We start from the raw sequence: 15,942 nt of genomic DNA, 5'->3' as shown, positions 1-15,942 counted from the left end.
GATGGCGATCACGCCCGCAGAAATCGCGGAAACCCGCGGCATGGTTGAGGAGCAGAACCTCGACATCAGGACCATCACCATGGGTGTTTCGCTCATGGGTTGCGGCGACGAGAACCTCGACCGCATGTGCACGAAGATCTACGACCACGTGACGCACACGGCTGAGCACCTGGTCGAGACCGCCGAGAACCTCGAGCGCGAGTACGGTATCCCCATCGTCAACAAGCGCGTTTCCGTCACCCCGGTGGCGCAAATCGCCGCATGCTGCAAGGATGAGGACCTCACCCCCATCGCGCACGCCCTCGACCGCGCGGCCGAGACACTCGGCATCGATTACCTGGGCGGCTTCTCCGCACTCGTCCAGAAGGGCATCGGCGACGCCGACCGCCGCGTTATCCAGTCCATCCCCCAGGCGCTCGCTACCACCAGCCGCGTCTGCTCCAGTGTCAACGTCGCCAGCCTGCGTGCCGGCATCAACATGGACGCCGTGCTCATGGCGGCTCAGACCATCATCGATGCCGCCAAGCTTACGGCAGATGAGGATTCCGTTGGCGCCTCCAAGTTTGTCTGCTTTGCCAACATGGTCGAGGACTCCCCGTTTATGGCGGGCGCCGTCCACGGCGGTGGCGAGGCCGACGCCGTCATCAACGTAGGCGTCTCGGGCCCCGGCGTTATGGCCGCAGCCCTGGAGACGCTGCCCGATTCCGCATCGATGATGGAAGTCGCCGAGAAGATCAAGCAGACCGCCTTTAAGATCACCCGTGCCGGCGAGCTCATGAGCCGCGAGGCCGCCCATCGCCTGGGTGTCGAGAAGGGCATTGTCGACCTGTCGCTGGCTCCCACGCCCGCCATCGGCGACTCCGTCGCACGCATCCTCGAGATCATCGGTGTTGGCACCTGCGGTGGCCCGGGCACGACCTGCGCGCTCGCCATGCTCAACGACGCCGTCAAGAAGGGCGGCGTCATGGCCAGTTCCAGCGTCGGTGGCCTCTCGGGCGCCTTTATCCCCGTGTCCGAAGACGCCGGCATGATCGCCGCCGTCGAGGCCGGCGCGCTTTCGCTCGAGAAGCTCGAGGCCATGACCTGCGTGTGCTCCGTCGGCCTGGACATGATCGCCATCCCCGGCGACACCCCGGTCGAGACCATCGCCGGCATCATCGCCGACGAGATGGCCATCGGCGTCATCAACAATAAGACCACGGCCGTGCGCGTGATTCCCGCCATCGGCAAGGGCGTGGGCGACTGCGTCGAGTACGGCGGCCTGTTTGGCCGTGCGCCCATCATGCCGGTGAACCCCAACGCCGGCACCGTGCTTGCCCACCGTGGTGGACGCTTCCCGGCACCGCTGAACTCGCTGAAGAACTAGCTGAGGGGGACTGGCGAGGAGCCCCGGGGAGGGCAAATATATAAGGTCGCCTGCTCGGACAGTCCTGACTCGCACGGAGAGCACATTAAGTGCTCTCCGGCTCGTGCGGAACTCGCGATCGACCTTATATATTTGCCCTCCCCGGGGCTCCCGCACAACGGGACCTCGGTTGGGCTCTATCCCGGTTGCAGTTGCTTCGCTCCTGCACCACTAGGCTGGTGCGACGGTTTGGCGTTGGATCGGTTCTTTCTGATATATGCTGGTTGCGGCTCTTCTTTTGGGGGGGAGTCGCTTTTTTGTTGCTAGGAGGTTAGCCCGTGGTTGATGGGGATGCTCGCTCTGAGCTTCTTTCTGCTGATTGGAATCAGGAGTGGATGCGTCTGCAGGCCGCTCGGCATCGGGCTGATGATTCTTTTGAATGGGATAAGCGGGCTCGACATTTTCGACCTCTTGAGACTGCTCCGTATGCCCGGGATTTTATGAAATTGCTGGCTCTTGAGCCTGGTGAATCGGTGCTTGATATGGGGTGTGGGGCTGGGTCGATTGCTATTCCGCTTGCGCAAGACGGGCATCCTGTGATTGCGGCTGATTTCTCCCCCGCCATGCTGGGCACGCTTGATGCCGGCATTGAGTATTACGGGCTCGAGGATCTTATTACGCCGCTTGAGCTTGCTTGGGATGATGACTGGAATTTGGTTGGACCGGTCGCGAAAGCGGTAGATGTTGCCTTTGCCAGTCGCTCTGTCACCACGACCAACCTAAAAGGCGCGCTTGCCAAGCTTGATCGTACGGCTCGTCGGCGTTGTGCTGTCACGATGGTCGCCAACTCCAGCCCGCGCTATGACCTGCACCTGATGAACGCTATCGGTGCCTCGGTTACCCGCAGTAATGGCTTTGTGTATGCCTTCAATATCCTCATTCAGATGGGCGCCCTGCCGCAGGTTACGTACTTTGAATCGCCTCGTCGCGATACCTTCGATAGCCTTGAGGCGGGAGTGGCGGACTTCTCCCGCATGCTCGAGCACGGTAACGAGGATAAGATTGACCGTCTACGCGACTACGTCGCTCAGCATATGATTGAGAATCCCCATGCCGGCGAGCCAGGGTCCAAGGGCGTACCGCAGGGGCGTTACATGCTCGACCACGTCCGCAAGGTCCGTTGGGCGTTTATTGCATGGGAGCCGGTCTCCATACCCCGCCCGTAGCCCATCTAAAGCTTGCATCGTCTTCCCGCCCGGCATCCGCATTCTTTGCGAACTGGGCAAACGCGCTCCACACCGCGCCGTTCCTGCGCTATCGTGGGACAGCTCACGTAGATTAAGGCCCCATTGCGGGGCGCCCCATACATAGAAAGCGAGAACCCATGGCACTGACAGGAGCCCAGGTCAAGCAGCTTCGCAGCATGGCCCATCACCTCAACCCCGCCATCATCATCGGTAAGTCCGATGTCAACGAGGGCACCGTCGAGCAGACGGTTGCCTACCTGGAGAAGCACGAGCTCGTTAAGTGCTCCGTGCTGGACGGCTCCAGCCTTTCTGCCCGCGAGGCCGCCGAAGAGCTCGCTGAGCGCTGCCACGCCGAGGTCGTCCAGGTCATCGGCCGCAAGTTCTCGCTGTATCGCGAGTCCTCACGCAAGGACATCGAGAAGATCAAGCTCGTCTAAGAGCCAATGATCCGGCGAGCCAACACATAGCAAGCTTACGGGTGCCCAAGTACTTTGGGCGCCCGTTTTTTATCGCTCGACCAGCACGCGATTGAGCCGCCCCTCCACCAAGCGCTCGTATAGACGCCGCGTCTCGGGCTCGGGCACGCCATTGACCTGCTCCCTCAGATGGTGCATATGCCCGCTGTATAGCTCGACGATATCGCGCCGCCGCCCCGCCGCACTGTAGACGCGCATGGCGCAGCGCACCATATCCTCGCGCGCCGTTTCCTGCCGAAGCCCCGACTCCGCCAGCCAAATCGCCGACTGCAGATCGTTTTCTTCTAGAGCGGCATTGGCCCCCTTAATCATGCAATCGATGTACTTTGACTGCATAATGCGTCGCATACGCAAAAAGTAGGTGGGATTACAGCCATTGGGAACATACAGCGGTCCGGCATAAAGCTGCTCAATCTTAAGGCACAGTTCAACTAAATGGGGCCCGCGCGCACCCGTGCGATTTCCCAAAACCTCGCGGCTTATCTGGTCAAACAGCCGTACATCGGTCTTGACGTAGTCGCCGTTGAGTCCGATGCATTCATTTTGGATGAGCACGCACGACTTGCCGTCTGGCGTCGGCCCCAAGGCCGACCGCAAGCGCGATATCGTCGAGTACAGGTTGTTGCGGGCGCTATTGAACTCGGCATGGGGCCACAGCTCCATGGCCAGCGTCTCACGATCGACGAGCGCATCCATGCCCAGCGCAAGCCGCTCGGCAAGTGTCGCCGCCTTCTTGCGGCGCCACATTTTGTCCGTGATGGGAAACCCGTCGCGCTCGGCGCGAAACGCACCAAACATGCGAATCTCGATATGGTCGATGGTATCAACGGCTTCAACCTCGCCAGCCTGGAACAGACGCTCGCCCTCCCCTTCCAAATCGTCGCGCAGCGAGTACCGCGACAGCTCGCGCACGGGAAGCTTCTTGCGTATCCTGCCCGCCGGCTCGCCCAGACAATGCATGGCAAGGCGCGCAAAGAGCCGATACGATGGCTCTAGAATCCCCGCACGATTCATGGACATCCAGGCCGCAAGGTCGCTGTCTCGGCCCGCACAGGCCAAATGCAGCGCCACGACCCAGGCTTCTGAGCCACCGACCTGCGTCTTGCTAATATCGAGCAGCTCCGCCTCTTCGCGAACCGATACCAGCGACGTATTGCGCAGATACGCCACGCGCTCCAGCAGCAAAGCGTTTTCGCGCATGTACGTAATCGATTCGTCGGCGAGCTTGAGCACCTGGACCGCACGGAACTTTGCGTTGACTGGCCGCCCCTCCGCCAGCGATTGCCAGCCCTCCAGCAATAGCCCAAACAGCTGAATTTGATTGTCGCGAACACGCACCGCAAAGCGGTCGAGCTCGCCAAACGCCACATCGTCGGTCACGGGCAAGCCCGCGAGCAGGCGCCGCGCCGCCAGCACCATACGCAGCCAAATGGATGGCGCCTTAAGCCCGCGGATATCGAGCGCCTCGAGTATCTGCGCCATCTTGTCATCGCGCTCGTCGGGTTTAGCAAACGAGCCGTCGAACAGCTCCACCAGCATATGGTCGGCCTGTATGAGAATCCCCGCGATGTCGAGCTCGCAATCATAGGCTTTGCGCGCCTTGAGCTTCGCGAGAACATTGCCGTCTTTCGCTCGCTCGGTTAGGTGGCGCTTGACCTCGATATGCGCGGACAGCATGTCGAGCACCTCGCAGGATGTCTGTTCTTGCACAACAGGGTTGGCGGGAAGCCCCAGGTCATTGTCGCCGTAAAAGGCGATAGTGAGCGCCTGTGCTATTTTCCAGGTAGCGGGGTCGAGCTCGCGCGCCGCCTGATCGCCCGCACGTTCGATAACGGACGCCATATACCTTGCGAGCTTTGTATTGCACACGCTGACAGCCGCCAGATACACGCCGAGCGCCTCGGCGGGTGCCGGCTCTTTCTCCTGCTTTTCCGCATTGACCATCGCCGTCGCCGCGCGGCAAATGTCCCCTCCGTGCCCGGTCAGGGCAAGATCGGCCCCATACTGCCCGGCAAGTTCCAACACCACATGGCGGTCCAAGAACGCATCGGCCAGGTCCATAGCCAAATCGCATCGGCCCGCCTTAATCAAAATGCGAGCAGCCCGCGATACAAGTTCGGGACGGATCTCGGCAACGAGCTTTCGCAGCCTCAGGCGCGCGTTGTCCTTAGCGCCCAAACACCTAAAGGTGCGATCAGACGGATCCACGCCAAAAAACGGATAATCGCGCACAAAGATGGACTGGTCGATCATCGAAAGCCTTACACCGCACGCCTCTAGCTCCGCAATGCGACCCTCGCCCATCAGCACCATCAAGCAGGCAACGGTAAACAACAGGTTGTTCTCGAGCGATGCGAGATCTGCCAGCGCCGCACCGTACACGTTGACGATTTCGTTCTCGAGCAACCCGGCAACATCGCCCTGTCCATACATTCCCGTCTGCAGGGCAGATACCAGCTCTGGCACACCCTGCGTGAGCCGATAAAAATCGAGCGATGTACTGATCGAAAACGCCGTAGCCCATGACGAATACTCATAGGCGTGCACCTTGAGCATCTGCGCATTGACTTTTACAGAATCGCCCAACCCGTGGATAAGCAATCGGTTGGAGGGGCGGCAAGTAATAAAGACCCCCGTCCCCGTAGCACGTAAGCTGCGGATTCGATCGATGAGGTCCTCTGTTTCGCGCTGCTCGAGATTGGGCACGTTGTCGATCGCAACGAGCGAATGCGGTTTGTCCTTAAGCTCATCGGCGACAACCTCGAGCTGCATAAAGAGCTCGCGTCCAATCGCGCGGTCGGCCTCGATTATCCGAACCGGCCCTCGCGTGGGATCCGATTTAACTTCCTGCACGTATTGCAGCAATACCGACGTCTTACCAAACCCGTCGGGCGCGTAAAGCAGAACGATTCCTGCCTTGCGCCCTTTAACGATGAGCTCGTTCATCAAGCGATCGCGCCGCACCATATAGCCGCCGCCCGTCGGCATCAACTCGAGGTCGTCCGTATTGCCCAGATCGTTTACCATGCCTGCTCCTCAACTCGACCATATGGACACCGTAGCTGCAGGACCATATGAGCCACCCCGTGAATAGCGCGACTTAGAGTTTTTGGTTGTCTGCCGGTACGTGTTTGGCAAGTTTTTGTACAGCGAGGCCCGATGGTAATTTATCCCCCGACCAATAGGTCTTTGCGCAGGTCAATGCGCTTGCCAGCATGTCCCATCCAATTTGCAGTGTAGCGCAGTCGTCTGTTTTTATTTGAGTTGCGCAACTCGCCTATTCCTCGCTACCGCTTGCGACTCTATAGTGGCAAATGTGCATAGAATCTGGTACGGAATGAATCTCATGATTTAGAGCCCACTCGCCAAGCATGTGGCAAGGTTTCCGTCATGCACACATTACGGCCCGCATCCACTAAAAAGGCCCCCGCAAAGCGAGGGCCTTTTGGAAAGCTATGTAAGATCGCTTGGTCGCGTTACTCGCAGAGCGAAAGAGCGGCCTCGTCAGCAACGACGACGCAATTGGTGTGGAGCTGCAGGATCGAAGCGGGGCACTCGGGCGTAACCGGGCCATAGCACATATCGTGCACAGCCTGAGCCTTGGCCTCACCGTTGGCGACAACCAGGATCATGCGGGCATACATGATGGTCTGGGTGCCCATGGTGTAAGCCTGACGGGGCACATCATCGATGCTGTCGAACAGGCGGCTGTTGGCCTGAATGGTGCTCTCGGTCAGATCGACGCAGTGCGTACCCTTGGAGAAGTGGTCATCGGGCTCGTTGAAGCCAATATGACCGTTATTACCAATGCCGAGCAGCTGCAGATCCGGGTAACCGGCGGCAGCGACGATCTTGTCGTACTCGGAGCAGGCAGCAGCGGCATCGGGGTTGGAGCCATCGGGCACGTGCGTGTTGTTCAGATCAATATTGATGTGATCGAAGAAGTTCTTGCGCATAAAGTAGTGATAGCTCTGGGGATCGTCGTGCGAAAGACCGCGATACTCGTCCAGGTTGTAGGTGCTGACCTCGGCAAAGTCGACGTCGCCCTTCTCGTACCAAGCGGCGAGCTGCTTGTAGGCGCCAATCGGGGTGGAGCCGGTGGCAAGACCCAGTACGCAATCGGGCTTGAGGATAACCTGGGCCGAGATGATATTGGCGGCCTTACGGCTCATATCCTCGTAGTCTTTAGCTTTAATGATCTTCATTACGCGTCCTTTCTCGTACAAAAGAGGCAAGGCTCCCCTTACAAGCACTTGCCCGCGGCCCGCGTCGGCCGCAACCAACGTGTGCGGCCACCAGGGCGAGGTCGCGTAATGTATGTGTCTCGTGTCTAGCCGCGTCGAGGCCCCTGCCCGTCCACGGTGACCCAAAGCTGTTTAGCCTCGGACGTTTCCCATCTTGCCACGGAGGGCGCCCTCTTTCAAGGGCGCCCTCCGTAAACGTGTTTGAATTGTAGGCTAAAGGCCGAGCGCGCTCACTAGCGCTCGCGAGCGACGATGAGTTGGTCCATCTCCTCGACGTGCTCTCCAACGGAGCCCTTAATGCTCGAGAACTCAACGGAGTTGCACACCAAGATGGGAACCGTCACATCGTAGCCCTCGGCAGCAATTGCCTCGCGATCGAACTCGATGAGTACATCGCCCTTATGGACGATGTCACCCACTTGCGCATGTACGGTAAAGTGCTTGCCCTCGAGCTGAACAGTGTCCAAACCAACGTGAATAAGCACGTCCAAGCCATCGACCGTGTTAAGCGCAACGGCGTGTCCCGTGGGAAAAATGGCCTCGACCTTGGCGTCTGCCGGCGCAATCACGCGCGTACCCGTAGGCTGAATCGCCACGCCCTGGCCCAAAAGGCCGGTGGCAAATGTCTGGTCATTGACCTCGGACAACGGAATGACGTCGCCCGAGATGGGAGCATCCAGCGTAAGGACTCGACCACGCATACCAAAAGACCTTAGGACTTTAGTGAACATGATCCCCCTCGGACATACCAATCAACCAAAATAGCTTTAACAGTTTACCACTTGGCACCCGTTTTTGACCATTAGGGAAGTTCGCGCTTGACAACCTCGACGATGTCGTCGACAACACGCTGGGTCAGCTCGTGCGTCTCGGCCTCGGCCATCACGCGGACCAGCGGCTCGGTACCGCTCGGGCGCACCAGAATGCGGCCGCGGCCGTCAAGCTCCTTCTCGGCAGCAGCGACGGCATCCCAGATGGGCTGGCAATCGTCCAGACCAGCCTTGTTGTCGGAATGCACGTTGACGAGCACCTGCGGGTACTTCTTCATGATGCCGGCAAGGTCGGTGAGGGTACGACCGGTGCGCTTGAGCACGGCCAGCAGCTGCAGAGCCGTCACCAGGCCGTCACCGGTGGTGTTATGCTCCAGGAAGATGATGTGGCCGGACTGTTCACCGCCGATGACGGCGCCATCCGCGAGCATGCGCTCCAGAACGTAGCGGTCGCCCACGGCGGTCTGAACCATCTCGAAGCCCTGCTCCTTCATAGCGATGGAGAAGCCCAGGTTGCACATGACGGTCGAAACGATCTCGGAGTTGGCGAGCTTGCCACGAGCGGCGAGGTCGGAACCGCAGATAGCCAGGATGTAGTCACCGTCGATCTCGTTGCCCTCGCTGTCCACGAACAGCACGCGGTCGGCGTCGCCGTCGTGGGCCAGACCAATGTCAGCATGGGTGCGCAGCACGAGCTCGCGCAGGGGCTCGAGGTGCGTAGAGCCACACTCGACATTGATGTCGGTGCCGCAATAATCGGTGTTGATGGCATGGACCGTGGCGCCCAGGCGCTGCAGCGCGGCGGGCGTGGTCTGGCAAGAAGCGCCATGGCCGCAGTCGACGGCAACGACCAGGCCGTCGAGTCTCAGGCCATCAAGCGTATCGATGGCGTGGTCGACATATGCCTTGCGAGCATCCTTCATCTTGATAATGTGGCCCACGCCGGCGCCGGTCGGCAGCGTGTCGGCAGCCATGGCTTCCTCGGACATGACCCAGGCGCTGATCTCTTCCTCGACAGCATCAGGAAGCTTCATGCCCTTGCGGCTAAAGAACTTGATGCCGTTGAACTCCGGCGGATTATGCGAAGCAGAGATGACGATGCCGCCGTCGAGCTCGTTCTGAACGGTGAGCAGCGCCACGGCAGGCGTGGGGATGACGCCGCAGCAATGCGGACGGCCGCCCTCGGCCATAATGCCGGCAGTCAGAGCGCTCTCGAGCATGGTGCCCGAAAGGCGCGTGTCACGGCCGATGCAGATGTCCGGACCAAGGAACTTGGTCGCCGCGCGGCCCAGGCGAAACGCGAGGTCGCAAGAAAGATCGGCGTTGGCGACGCCACGGACGCCGTCGGTACCGAAGATGTTCTGGGGCATAGGATCGCTCCTTCCCTAGCAGGCGATATGCAACCGCCCACCCTAGTCGAAAAAGAAAAGCGGGACCCGCCGAGGAATCGGCAGGCCCCGCTTGTACATTGTATCTCGAAAGGAGATAAAACCTTAGCGCTTGGAGAACTGGGGAGCGCGGCGGGCCTTCTTGAGGCCGTACTTCTTGCGCTCGACCACGCGAGCATCGCGCGTAAGGAAACCGGCCTTCTTGAGGTCAGCACGGTAGTCGCCAGCGTTCAGAAGAGCGCGAGCGATGCCCAGGCGCAGAGCGCCGGACTGACCGGAGATGCCGCCGCCATCGCACAGAGCGATAACGTCGAACTGACCGGCGGTGTCGGTCACCTTGAAGGGAGCAAGGGCGTTCTCAACGAGCTGATGACGGCCGAAATACTGCTCGGCGTCACGCTTGTTGATGGTCACCTTGCCGGTGCCGGGGACGAGACGGACGCGGGCGACGGCGTTCTTACGACGGCCGGTACCCTGGTAGACAACGGTGTTCTCAGCCATCTTTAAGCCTCCAGCTCAATCTTCGTGGGGTTCTGGGCAGCATGCGGATGCTCGGCACCAGCGTAGACCTTAAGCTTGGTCATCTGGGCACGGCCGAGGGTGGTCTTGGGCAGCATACCGCGAACGGCGCGCTCGATGACCTTCTCCGGGTGCTTCTCCATAGCCTGGCGGAAGCTCTCAGCCTTGAGGCCGCCGTTGTAGCCGCTGTGGCGATAATAGGTCTTCGTGTCGGCCTTGTTACCGGTAAGCTGGACCTTATCGGCGTTGATGACGACAACGAAGTCGCCGCAGTCGCTGTTGGGCGTGAACTGGGGCTTGTTCTTACCGCGCAGGATCATTGCGATCTGGGTGGCAAGACGGCCCAGGACAGCACCATCGGCGTCGACGAGAACCCAGTTGCGCTGGACCTCGCCCTGCTTGGCGTAGTGAGTCGATTTCGAAATCACTTAGACTCCTCCATGTACAGTACGTGTTGTTACAGAGATTCACGGGGCTCTGCAAGTAACCCGTCCATATTACCCCGCTCGCCGTACGAGTCAACAGGTATTTTGGCTCCGACCAGAGTTTCTGCACATGTCATCCACGAGCCGTGATTTTCCAGCTCTTTAGCTGTTGTCATTTTTTGAAGGTTCGCCGTCGCTAGCGCTCAACGAACTCTTGGATTTCCGCGAGCAGGCGCCTTGCCTCCTGACGGCCCTGGATATACAGGTCCAAAAGCTTTGCCGAATCGTGCTCGACATGGCCGACCTCGACCAGCTTTTGCGGAGCAACGACCAGCGCACGGCCCTCGCGCTCATACTTCCACAGATGCATGCGCTGGATGTTATAGCGGTCGTGGCGCGTCTCGATAGCCTCGAGCAGATAGGGGTAGTCGGCATAACGCGCACGCGCGGCCGGCAAAAACTCGTAGGGCTTTTTCTCGTACGAACGGTCCTGCGTGACGATGACGACCGCGCGATCGAAGCCCGCCTCCTCCAGCACGTGCTCGATGGGGACCGAATCGGCCACGCCGCCGTCGACGTATTTGTGCCCGTCAATCTCGACCGGCGGCGTCACCAGCGGCAACGAGGTCGATGCGCGCACGGCATCGAGATCAAGTACGGCGCTTTTGACCGGGAGGTACGCGGCGGTTCCGAACAGCATGTCCGTCGCAACGGCGTACATCTCGATGGGACTCGCGTCGAACGTCTCGTTGTCAAAGGGATCCAGGCGGTCCTGGACATCGTTGAAAATAAAGTCGTAACCCACAATAGAGCCCGTGGACGCAAACGACGCGGCGCCCATGAAGCGGTTGTCGTTGCAGAAAGCCAGGTTGATGCGGTTGGCACGGCCGATCTGGTGCGACTTGTAGTTCACGCCGTTGAGGGCGCCGGCCGATACACCGTAGACAGCCGGAATCTCGACGCCAGCCTCCATGAGAACGTCGAGCACGCCCGCGGTAAACTGCCCGCGAAAACTACCGCCCTCCAGGACGAGCGCGACCTTTCCGGCGTTCTTTGCCTTATCTTCTGCAGTCATATCGACCTCCTGCGATTGCGTTTTGGCTTTCTTCTACCCAGTTTTGGGATGGCGAGAGCGCAGGTTTTTTGAGGCGGCAAGTGAAGCGGAAAGTGTGTCCCGTTCTCAGAGCAAATTCCGGGTCTCATTTTCCGCTGAGCCCACCATCAGGAAAATGAATCCCATTCCGAGCTTAGATTCCGGGATGCGCTTTCCGCTTGAGCTGCCATTGGGAAAGCATGTCCCACTCTACGGCGGGATTCCGGGTCGCAGTTTCCGCTTGAGGCGCCATCCGGAAACTACGTCCCAGTCTGAGCGCGGATTCCGGGACACGCTTTCCGCCTGGGCCGCCATTGGGAAAGCGCGTCCCGGTCTGCGTTGCCAAGGCGTTTTCTTTACGCTCGCGCCCTGCATAGAGTTCGATTCTCCGCGGGTAGAGATGACGTTGGCGCGGGGGCATTGTCGGCTGTCATCCGATCGACATCGCATCTGTTTTGGGCTGAGGCATTGCGCGGAGAATCCGCGTATTTACTTCGCAAATACGCACCGGCTTCGGCCGCCTACCGGCGTCCTCGCCCGCGGGCTAAAAACGCTTACGCGTTTTCTTTACGCTCGCGCCCTGCACAGAGTTCGATTCTCCGCGGTACGGACTAGAAATAAAAAGACAGGTAGATATGAATATCTACCTGTCTGTTGCTTATGGTGGAGCTGGCGTTCATTCGGTCGAACACCTCGCCACCTGGACCTATAGCGCCAGGCAGCGACGGATTATCGCCCAAGCCGGCAGAATCGTCAAACGTGAACGCCACACGTAGGCCGTCGTCATCGTCGGGGCCGCCCAGCACCACGCGCGCCACGAACGTGCGCAGGAGCTGCGCGTCGTCCACCTCGGCGGCGGCCATGCCCTCAAGCCAGAACAGCGCGCGGTCGTAGTCAAGGCGGGCGGCCTCAAGGGCCTCGGCCGTGCGCAGCTCGTCCTTGAGGAGCGCCTGCCGCTGCTTCAGCGCGTCTATGCGCTCCTTGCCGCCCGGCGGCGCGATGCCCGACTCGATGGCCGCCCATATGTTGGAGAACGTCGTCTCGATCTTGGCCAGCTCGCCCTTTATGGTCTCGCTCAAGGGCTTCTCGTCGGCGCGCTCCTCCTCGGCGTCGGCCAGCATGCGAGCGATGCGCTCGCGGCTGTCGGCGCTGCCCAGGGCCTCGCGCACGGCGTCGGCCACGCGCTTCTCCACGGCATCGCGGCGCACGGTGCGCCCGCAGCTGCGGCAGCGGTAGTAGTGATAGGGCCTGCCCGACTTGCCCGTGCCGCTGGTGCCGGTCATCAGCCCGCCGTCGCGCCCGTCGTAGAGCTTGCCCGTGAGCGGGAAGTCCCACGCCTCGGTCTTGGCGCGGGGCCTGTGCGAGTCCTCAAGCATCCGTATCACCCTCTCCTCGTCATCCATGGGAACGATGGCGGGCATGCCGCCGGGCACGACCACGCCCGCGTAGCGGTACTCCCCGCCGTTCTCCCGCCGCATCAGTATGCGGCGCACCGTCTGGAAGCGCCACTTGCCGCCGCGCTTGGTGCGGTACGGCTCCCAGGCGCGCACCACGTCGGCCACCGACTTGCCCGACAAGACCATGCGCACGCCCAGGCGGATGGCGGCGGCCTCCTCCTCGTTGACCACGTAGCGCCCGTCCACTATGTCCCAGCCGTAGCGCACGCAGCCGTTGGCCATGCACCGCTCGGCGTTCTTCTGTATGCCGTCGCGTATGCGCTCGCCGTCGAGCGCGCTCTCGTACTCCGCCAGCACCTCCAGCATGCCCAGCTGCAGCACGCCCGCCGAGCCGTCCGAAATGTCCTCGCCCGCGTACAGTATCTCGACGCGGCAGCGGCGCAGCATGATGCGCGCCATGGCCATCTCGTCGCGGTTGCGCATGATTCGAGTGACTTTATATATGACCACGAAATCGAACAGCCCTCGCTTGGCGTCGGCCATCATGCGCTGGAACTCGGCGCGGTCGGTGTTGGTGCCCGTCTGCGCGAAGTCGCAGTACGTGGCCACCACGCGCAGGTCGTTCTCCGCGCAGTAGGCGCGGGACTTCTCCACCTGTATCTCTATGGACTCGCCGCGCTGGTTGTGGCTGGAGAAGCGGGCGTATATCGCCGCACGTCCGCCCATGGCTACCTGCCTAATGTGTAAAGAGTTGGCGGAGTATCGCCTGTCGGACTCGTTTCGCTGATTCGGGAGACGACAAGTTCTCCGTTAACGATTCTGGAGGTCACTATCCAATAGTGGCCGAACGCGGCACCACTCTCGAAGAGAGCGTACTCGCTTTCAATCCTTCCCGGATTCCCGTTCGGCATCAAGCTAGCGGTCATCCTGATATGAGCTCTCGGCGCCCTGGGTTTGCGCATCATCCCGGAATCGTATTCAAACCGGAACGGAAACTTCGACACCCGACCGGTTTTTTCCGTAAACGGGATGCACCGAATAGCGCAAAGCGGAAAACGCAACAAGCATTTATAGGAATCCGATAAATCAGGCATAGGAACGGAAAACTCTGGAAAAGTAGCAAGGGAGTGAGCATCAGCAAGCAAGCTGTTGGCCTGACGAACAAGAGCCTCAACTCTCGGAACGTCTTGCGGAGCAATGCTGAACATATCGCGCATACGCTCGGTTAAAGTCGTCCTGATCGCTGGTCTTCCTTTGAACTCATAGGGGAAGTCGGGAAACTGGTCAGCCCATTCCGGCTGAAACTCGTCAAATAGTTCGTCGTAGTTCGACTTCGGGAGTTCCAGACATTCGGGAACATAGGAAACCGGCTCGGCCGTCCTCCTCCCCTTTTGCTTCATAAAACCAAACAGGCCCATGGCTACTCCATCTCGTTGGAGGCTTGGAACCACACCACCGTGCCGATCACGCGCACGGGGCCGTCGTCCATGCCGAAAATCATGTCCTCGTAGTCCTCGAAACTATCGGCCGACAGCATCAGCTTGGTGCTGCCCTTGTACCAGCGGCGCATGACCGCGCGGTAGTCCTCCGTCTCCACCACGGCTATGGAGCCGTTGGAGGGCTGGCGGTCGGGGTCGACCAGCACGTGGCTGCCCTCGGGTATGACTCGGTTCATGCAGTCGCCCTCGACCTCAAGGGCGAACGCGCGCGGGTGCCCAGCACACACCGAAGCGGGCACCTCCACGCGGTGGGCAACCTCCTCCTCGTCGGCGAGCAATCCGGCATGCACGCGCCCGAGCGTGAGCAGGGGCACGGTCGCGCTGCTGGCCACTACGGGGATGGCGCCGGAGGGCAAAACTGCGCCACCGGCTTCCTCGTCAATAACCTCGCCTTTACTGATATTGAAATAATCAGCAATACGCTGAACAGCTCCCATACGAGGCACTGCTCGCCCGTTTTCCCACTGAGATACAGCCATAGCGGAGACGGCAGCAACCTTGCCGAACTCCTCCTGCGTCATGTCGTGCTGCGTTCTAATCCTTCGGATGTTCTCGGCTATGCTCACGTGTCCTCCTCCCGCTGCACCGTTAAAATCTTTTTACAGAATATGACAAATCTTCTTTACAGTCACTATATGTTTGGCTATAGTCTTAGGCATACCAAACGAGGAGGTGATTCGATGGAATTGGTTGATGCGCGCAAGAAGGCACGGTACTCACAGGAAGCCGTTGCTGGCCTTCTCGGCATCTCACGGCCCACGTACGCAAAGATGGAGAGCAATCCCGATAGCGTGACTATCGAGGACGCCAAAAGATTGGCGAAGCTTTTCGGCGTACGTGTAGCCGATATTTTTTTCGGCAGCAACGATAGTTAAACCTATAGCGTAAGGAGAAGCATCATGACCAACGCAAGCCACCAGCCCGAGTTCGTAGCCGGTATCGTCGGCAAAACGCTCGACTGCATCATCGACAACCGCAAGCGCGTGGCCGTCGACTTCGAGCTGGCCGAGAACGGCTGCATGGAGGAGACGCACTGCAGCCTCAAGCGCCGCATCACGGCCATGTGGGGCTTCCAGACGAGCGGCATCGAGCTTCTGGAGGCGAGCACGACCTGGTTCGAGCTCGGCGGCATGCAGTTCAACGTCTACAGCTCCGTGCAGTTCAGCGTGAACGGCAAGGGCTGGAGCACCGACTTCAAGACCATCGTGCGCGACACCGCGTACGACGAGAAGGAGTAGGCCATGCTGAACGAGGTGACCGTACGGGGGGGGGTTCACCGCCCTCAACGTGAAGAGCGGCAAGTGCGTGCTGCAGTTTGAGCTGGACCCGAAGTTCCGTGACTTCATCCCCAAGCTGGTGGAGTTCACGGGGCAGATGCTCAACATCCACGTGTACGACGACCAGGAGGTGATGTTCGTGGATAGGGACACCGGTGAGGTCGCCTACGAGGACGCCCCGCTGCTTCTGCCGGGCGTCGCGGGCGAATGACCCCGATACAGCGCGCCATGTGCGACGAGTGCGCCGCCATGATGCGCGAGT

General features: G+C 60.2%; 16 protein-coding genes. 6 read left to right on the top strand and 10 right to left on the bottom strand.

Going from position 1 to position 15,942, the window contains the following annotated elements:
- Position 1 precedes the first annotated feature (1 nt).
- The 3 genes from ACESWY_RS01535 to ACESWY_RS01525 all read left to right on the top strand — a co-directional run bounded on the left by ACESWY_RS01535 (position 2) and on the right by ACESWY_RS01525 (position 3,029).
- The gene (locus ACESWY_RS01535) at positions 2–1,366 is read left to right on the top strand and encodes a PFL family protein (RefSeq protein ID WP_118205271.1); all 1,365 of its coding nucleotides are present in this window, start codon (positions 2–4) and stop codon (positions 1,364–1,366) included.
- Between the two features lie 479 nt (positions 1,367–1,845).
- Positions 1,846–2,571: a methyltransferase domain-containing protein gene (locus ACESWY_RS01530; protein WP_138111637.1), complete on the top strand. Its 726-nt coding sequence runs from the start codon at positions 1,846–1,848 to the stop codon at positions 2,569–2,571.
- A 158-nt stretch (positions 2,572–2,729) separates the two neighbouring features.
- Positions 2,730–3,029: a YhbY family RNA-binding protein gene (locus ACESWY_RS01525; RefSeq protein WP_006234690.1), complete on the top strand. Its 300-nt coding sequence runs from the start codon at positions 2,730–2,732 to the stop codon at positions 3,027–3,029.
- 69 nt (positions 3,030–3,098) lie between these two features.
- On the opposite strand, the gene ACESWY_RS01520 is transcribed toward ACESWY_RS01525, so the two are convergent.
- From ACESWY_RS01520 to ACESWY_RS01475, 10 genes are all read right to left on the bottom strand, one after another.
- Entirely contained in the window at positions 3,099–6,095 is a 2,997-nt protein-coding gene (locus ACESWY_RS01520) for an AfsR/SARP family transcriptional regulator (RefSeq protein WP_138111634.1), read from the bottom strand.
- A gap of 449 nt (positions 6,096–6,544) precedes the next feature.
- Positions 6,545–7,273: a glucosamine-6-phosphate deaminase gene (nagB, locus tag ACESWY_RS01515; protein ID WP_373092510.1), complete on the bottom strand. Its 729-nt coding sequence runs from the start codon at positions 7,271–7,273 to the stop codon at positions 6,545–6,547.
- A 272-nt stretch (positions 7,274–7,545) separates the two neighbouring features.
- Positions 7,546–8,013 carry a PTS sugar transporter subunit IIA gene (locus tag ACESWY_RS01510; RefSeq protein ID WP_320676340.1) on the bottom strand — a complete coding sequence of 156 codons (468 nt, stop codon included), beginning with the start codon at positions 8,011–8,013 and terminating at the stop codon, positions 7,546–7,548.
- 101 nt (positions 8,014–8,114) lie between these two features.
- A complete protein-coding gene (gene glmM / locus ACESWY_RS01505; RefSeq protein ID WP_006234694.1) occupies positions 8,115–9,452 on the bottom strand; it encodes a phosphoglucosamine mutase in 1,338 nt (445 codons plus the stop codon).
- Positions 9,453–9,575: 123 nt separating this feature from the next.
- Complete coding sequence (gene rpsI / locus ACESWY_RS01500) at positions 9,576–9,971, bottom strand: 30S ribosomal protein S9 (RefSeq protein ID WP_022094634.1); 396 nt, start codon at positions 9,969–9,971, stop codon at positions 9,576–9,578.
- A 2-nt stretch (positions 9,972–9,973) separates the two neighbouring features.
- Positions 9,974–10,417: a 50S ribosomal protein L13 gene (rplM, locus tag ACESWY_RS01495; protein WP_022094635.1), complete on the bottom strand. Its 444-nt coding sequence runs from the start codon at positions 10,415–10,417 to the stop codon at positions 9,974–9,976.
- 193 nt (positions 10,418–10,610) lie between these two features.
- Positions 10,611–11,489 carry a patatin-like phospholipase family protein gene (locus ACESWY_RS01490; protein ID WP_161115996.1) on the bottom strand — a complete coding sequence of 293 codons (879 nt, stop codon included), beginning with the start codon at positions 11,487–11,489 and terminating at the stop codon, positions 10,611–10,613.
- A gap of 629 nt (positions 11,490–12,118) precedes the next feature.
- On the bottom strand, positions 12,119–13,630 hold the full coding sequence (locus tag ACESWY_RS01485; protein WP_373092505.1) for a recombinase family protein: 1,512 nt from the start codon (positions 13,628–13,630) through the stop codon (positions 12,119–12,121).
- 2 nt (positions 13,631–13,632) lie between these two features.
- A complete protein-coding gene (locus tag ACESWY_RS01480; protein WP_373092503.1) occupies positions 13,633–14,322 on the bottom strand; it encodes a hypothetical protein in 690 nt (229 codons plus the stop codon).
- 2 nt (positions 14,323–14,324) lie between these two features.
- Positions 14,325–14,969, bottom strand: coding sequence for a LexA family protein (locus tag ACESWY_RS01475; protein WP_373092501.1), 645 nt, complete (start codon positions 14,967–14,969; stop codon positions 14,325–14,327).
- Positions 14,970–15,083: 114 nt separating this feature from the next.
- Between ACESWY_RS01475 and ACESWY_RS01470 the strand changes: the two genes are divergently transcribed.
- Genes ACESWY_RS01470 through ACESWY_RS01460 form a run of 3 tightly spaced genes read left to right on the top strand, consistent with a single transcriptional unit; the run spans position 15,084 to position 15,891 of the window.
- On the top strand, positions 15,084–15,278 hold the full coding sequence (locus ACESWY_RS01470; RefSeq protein ID WP_373092499.1) for a helix-turn-helix transcriptional regulator: 195 nt from the start codon (positions 15,084–15,086) through the stop codon (positions 15,276–15,278).
- A gap of 24 nt (positions 15,279–15,302) precedes the next feature.
- Positions 15,303–15,641 (top strand): hypothetical protein, encoded by a 339-nt coding sequence (locus ACESWY_RS01465; protein WP_373092496.1) that lies wholly within the window; start codon positions 15,303–15,305, stop codon positions 15,639–15,641.
- 49 nt (positions 15,642–15,690) lie between these two features.
- The gene (locus tag ACESWY_RS01460; protein ID WP_117637853.1) at positions 15,691–15,891 is read left to right on the top strand and encodes a hypothetical protein; all 201 of its coding nucleotides are present in this window, start codon (positions 15,691–15,693) and stop codon (positions 15,889–15,891) included.
- The last annotated feature ends 51 nt before the right edge of the window (positions 15,892–15,942 follow it).

The sequence above is a fragment of the Collinsella aerofaciens ATCC 25986 genome (assembly GCF_964237925.1).
Taxonomy (GTDB): Bacteria; Actinomycetota; Coriobacteriia; order Coriobacteriales; family Coriobacteriaceae; genus Collinsella; species Collinsella aerofaciens_BJ.
Note: the sequence above shows the minus strand (reverse complement) of the source record. Positions and strands in the feature narration are given on the sequence as shown.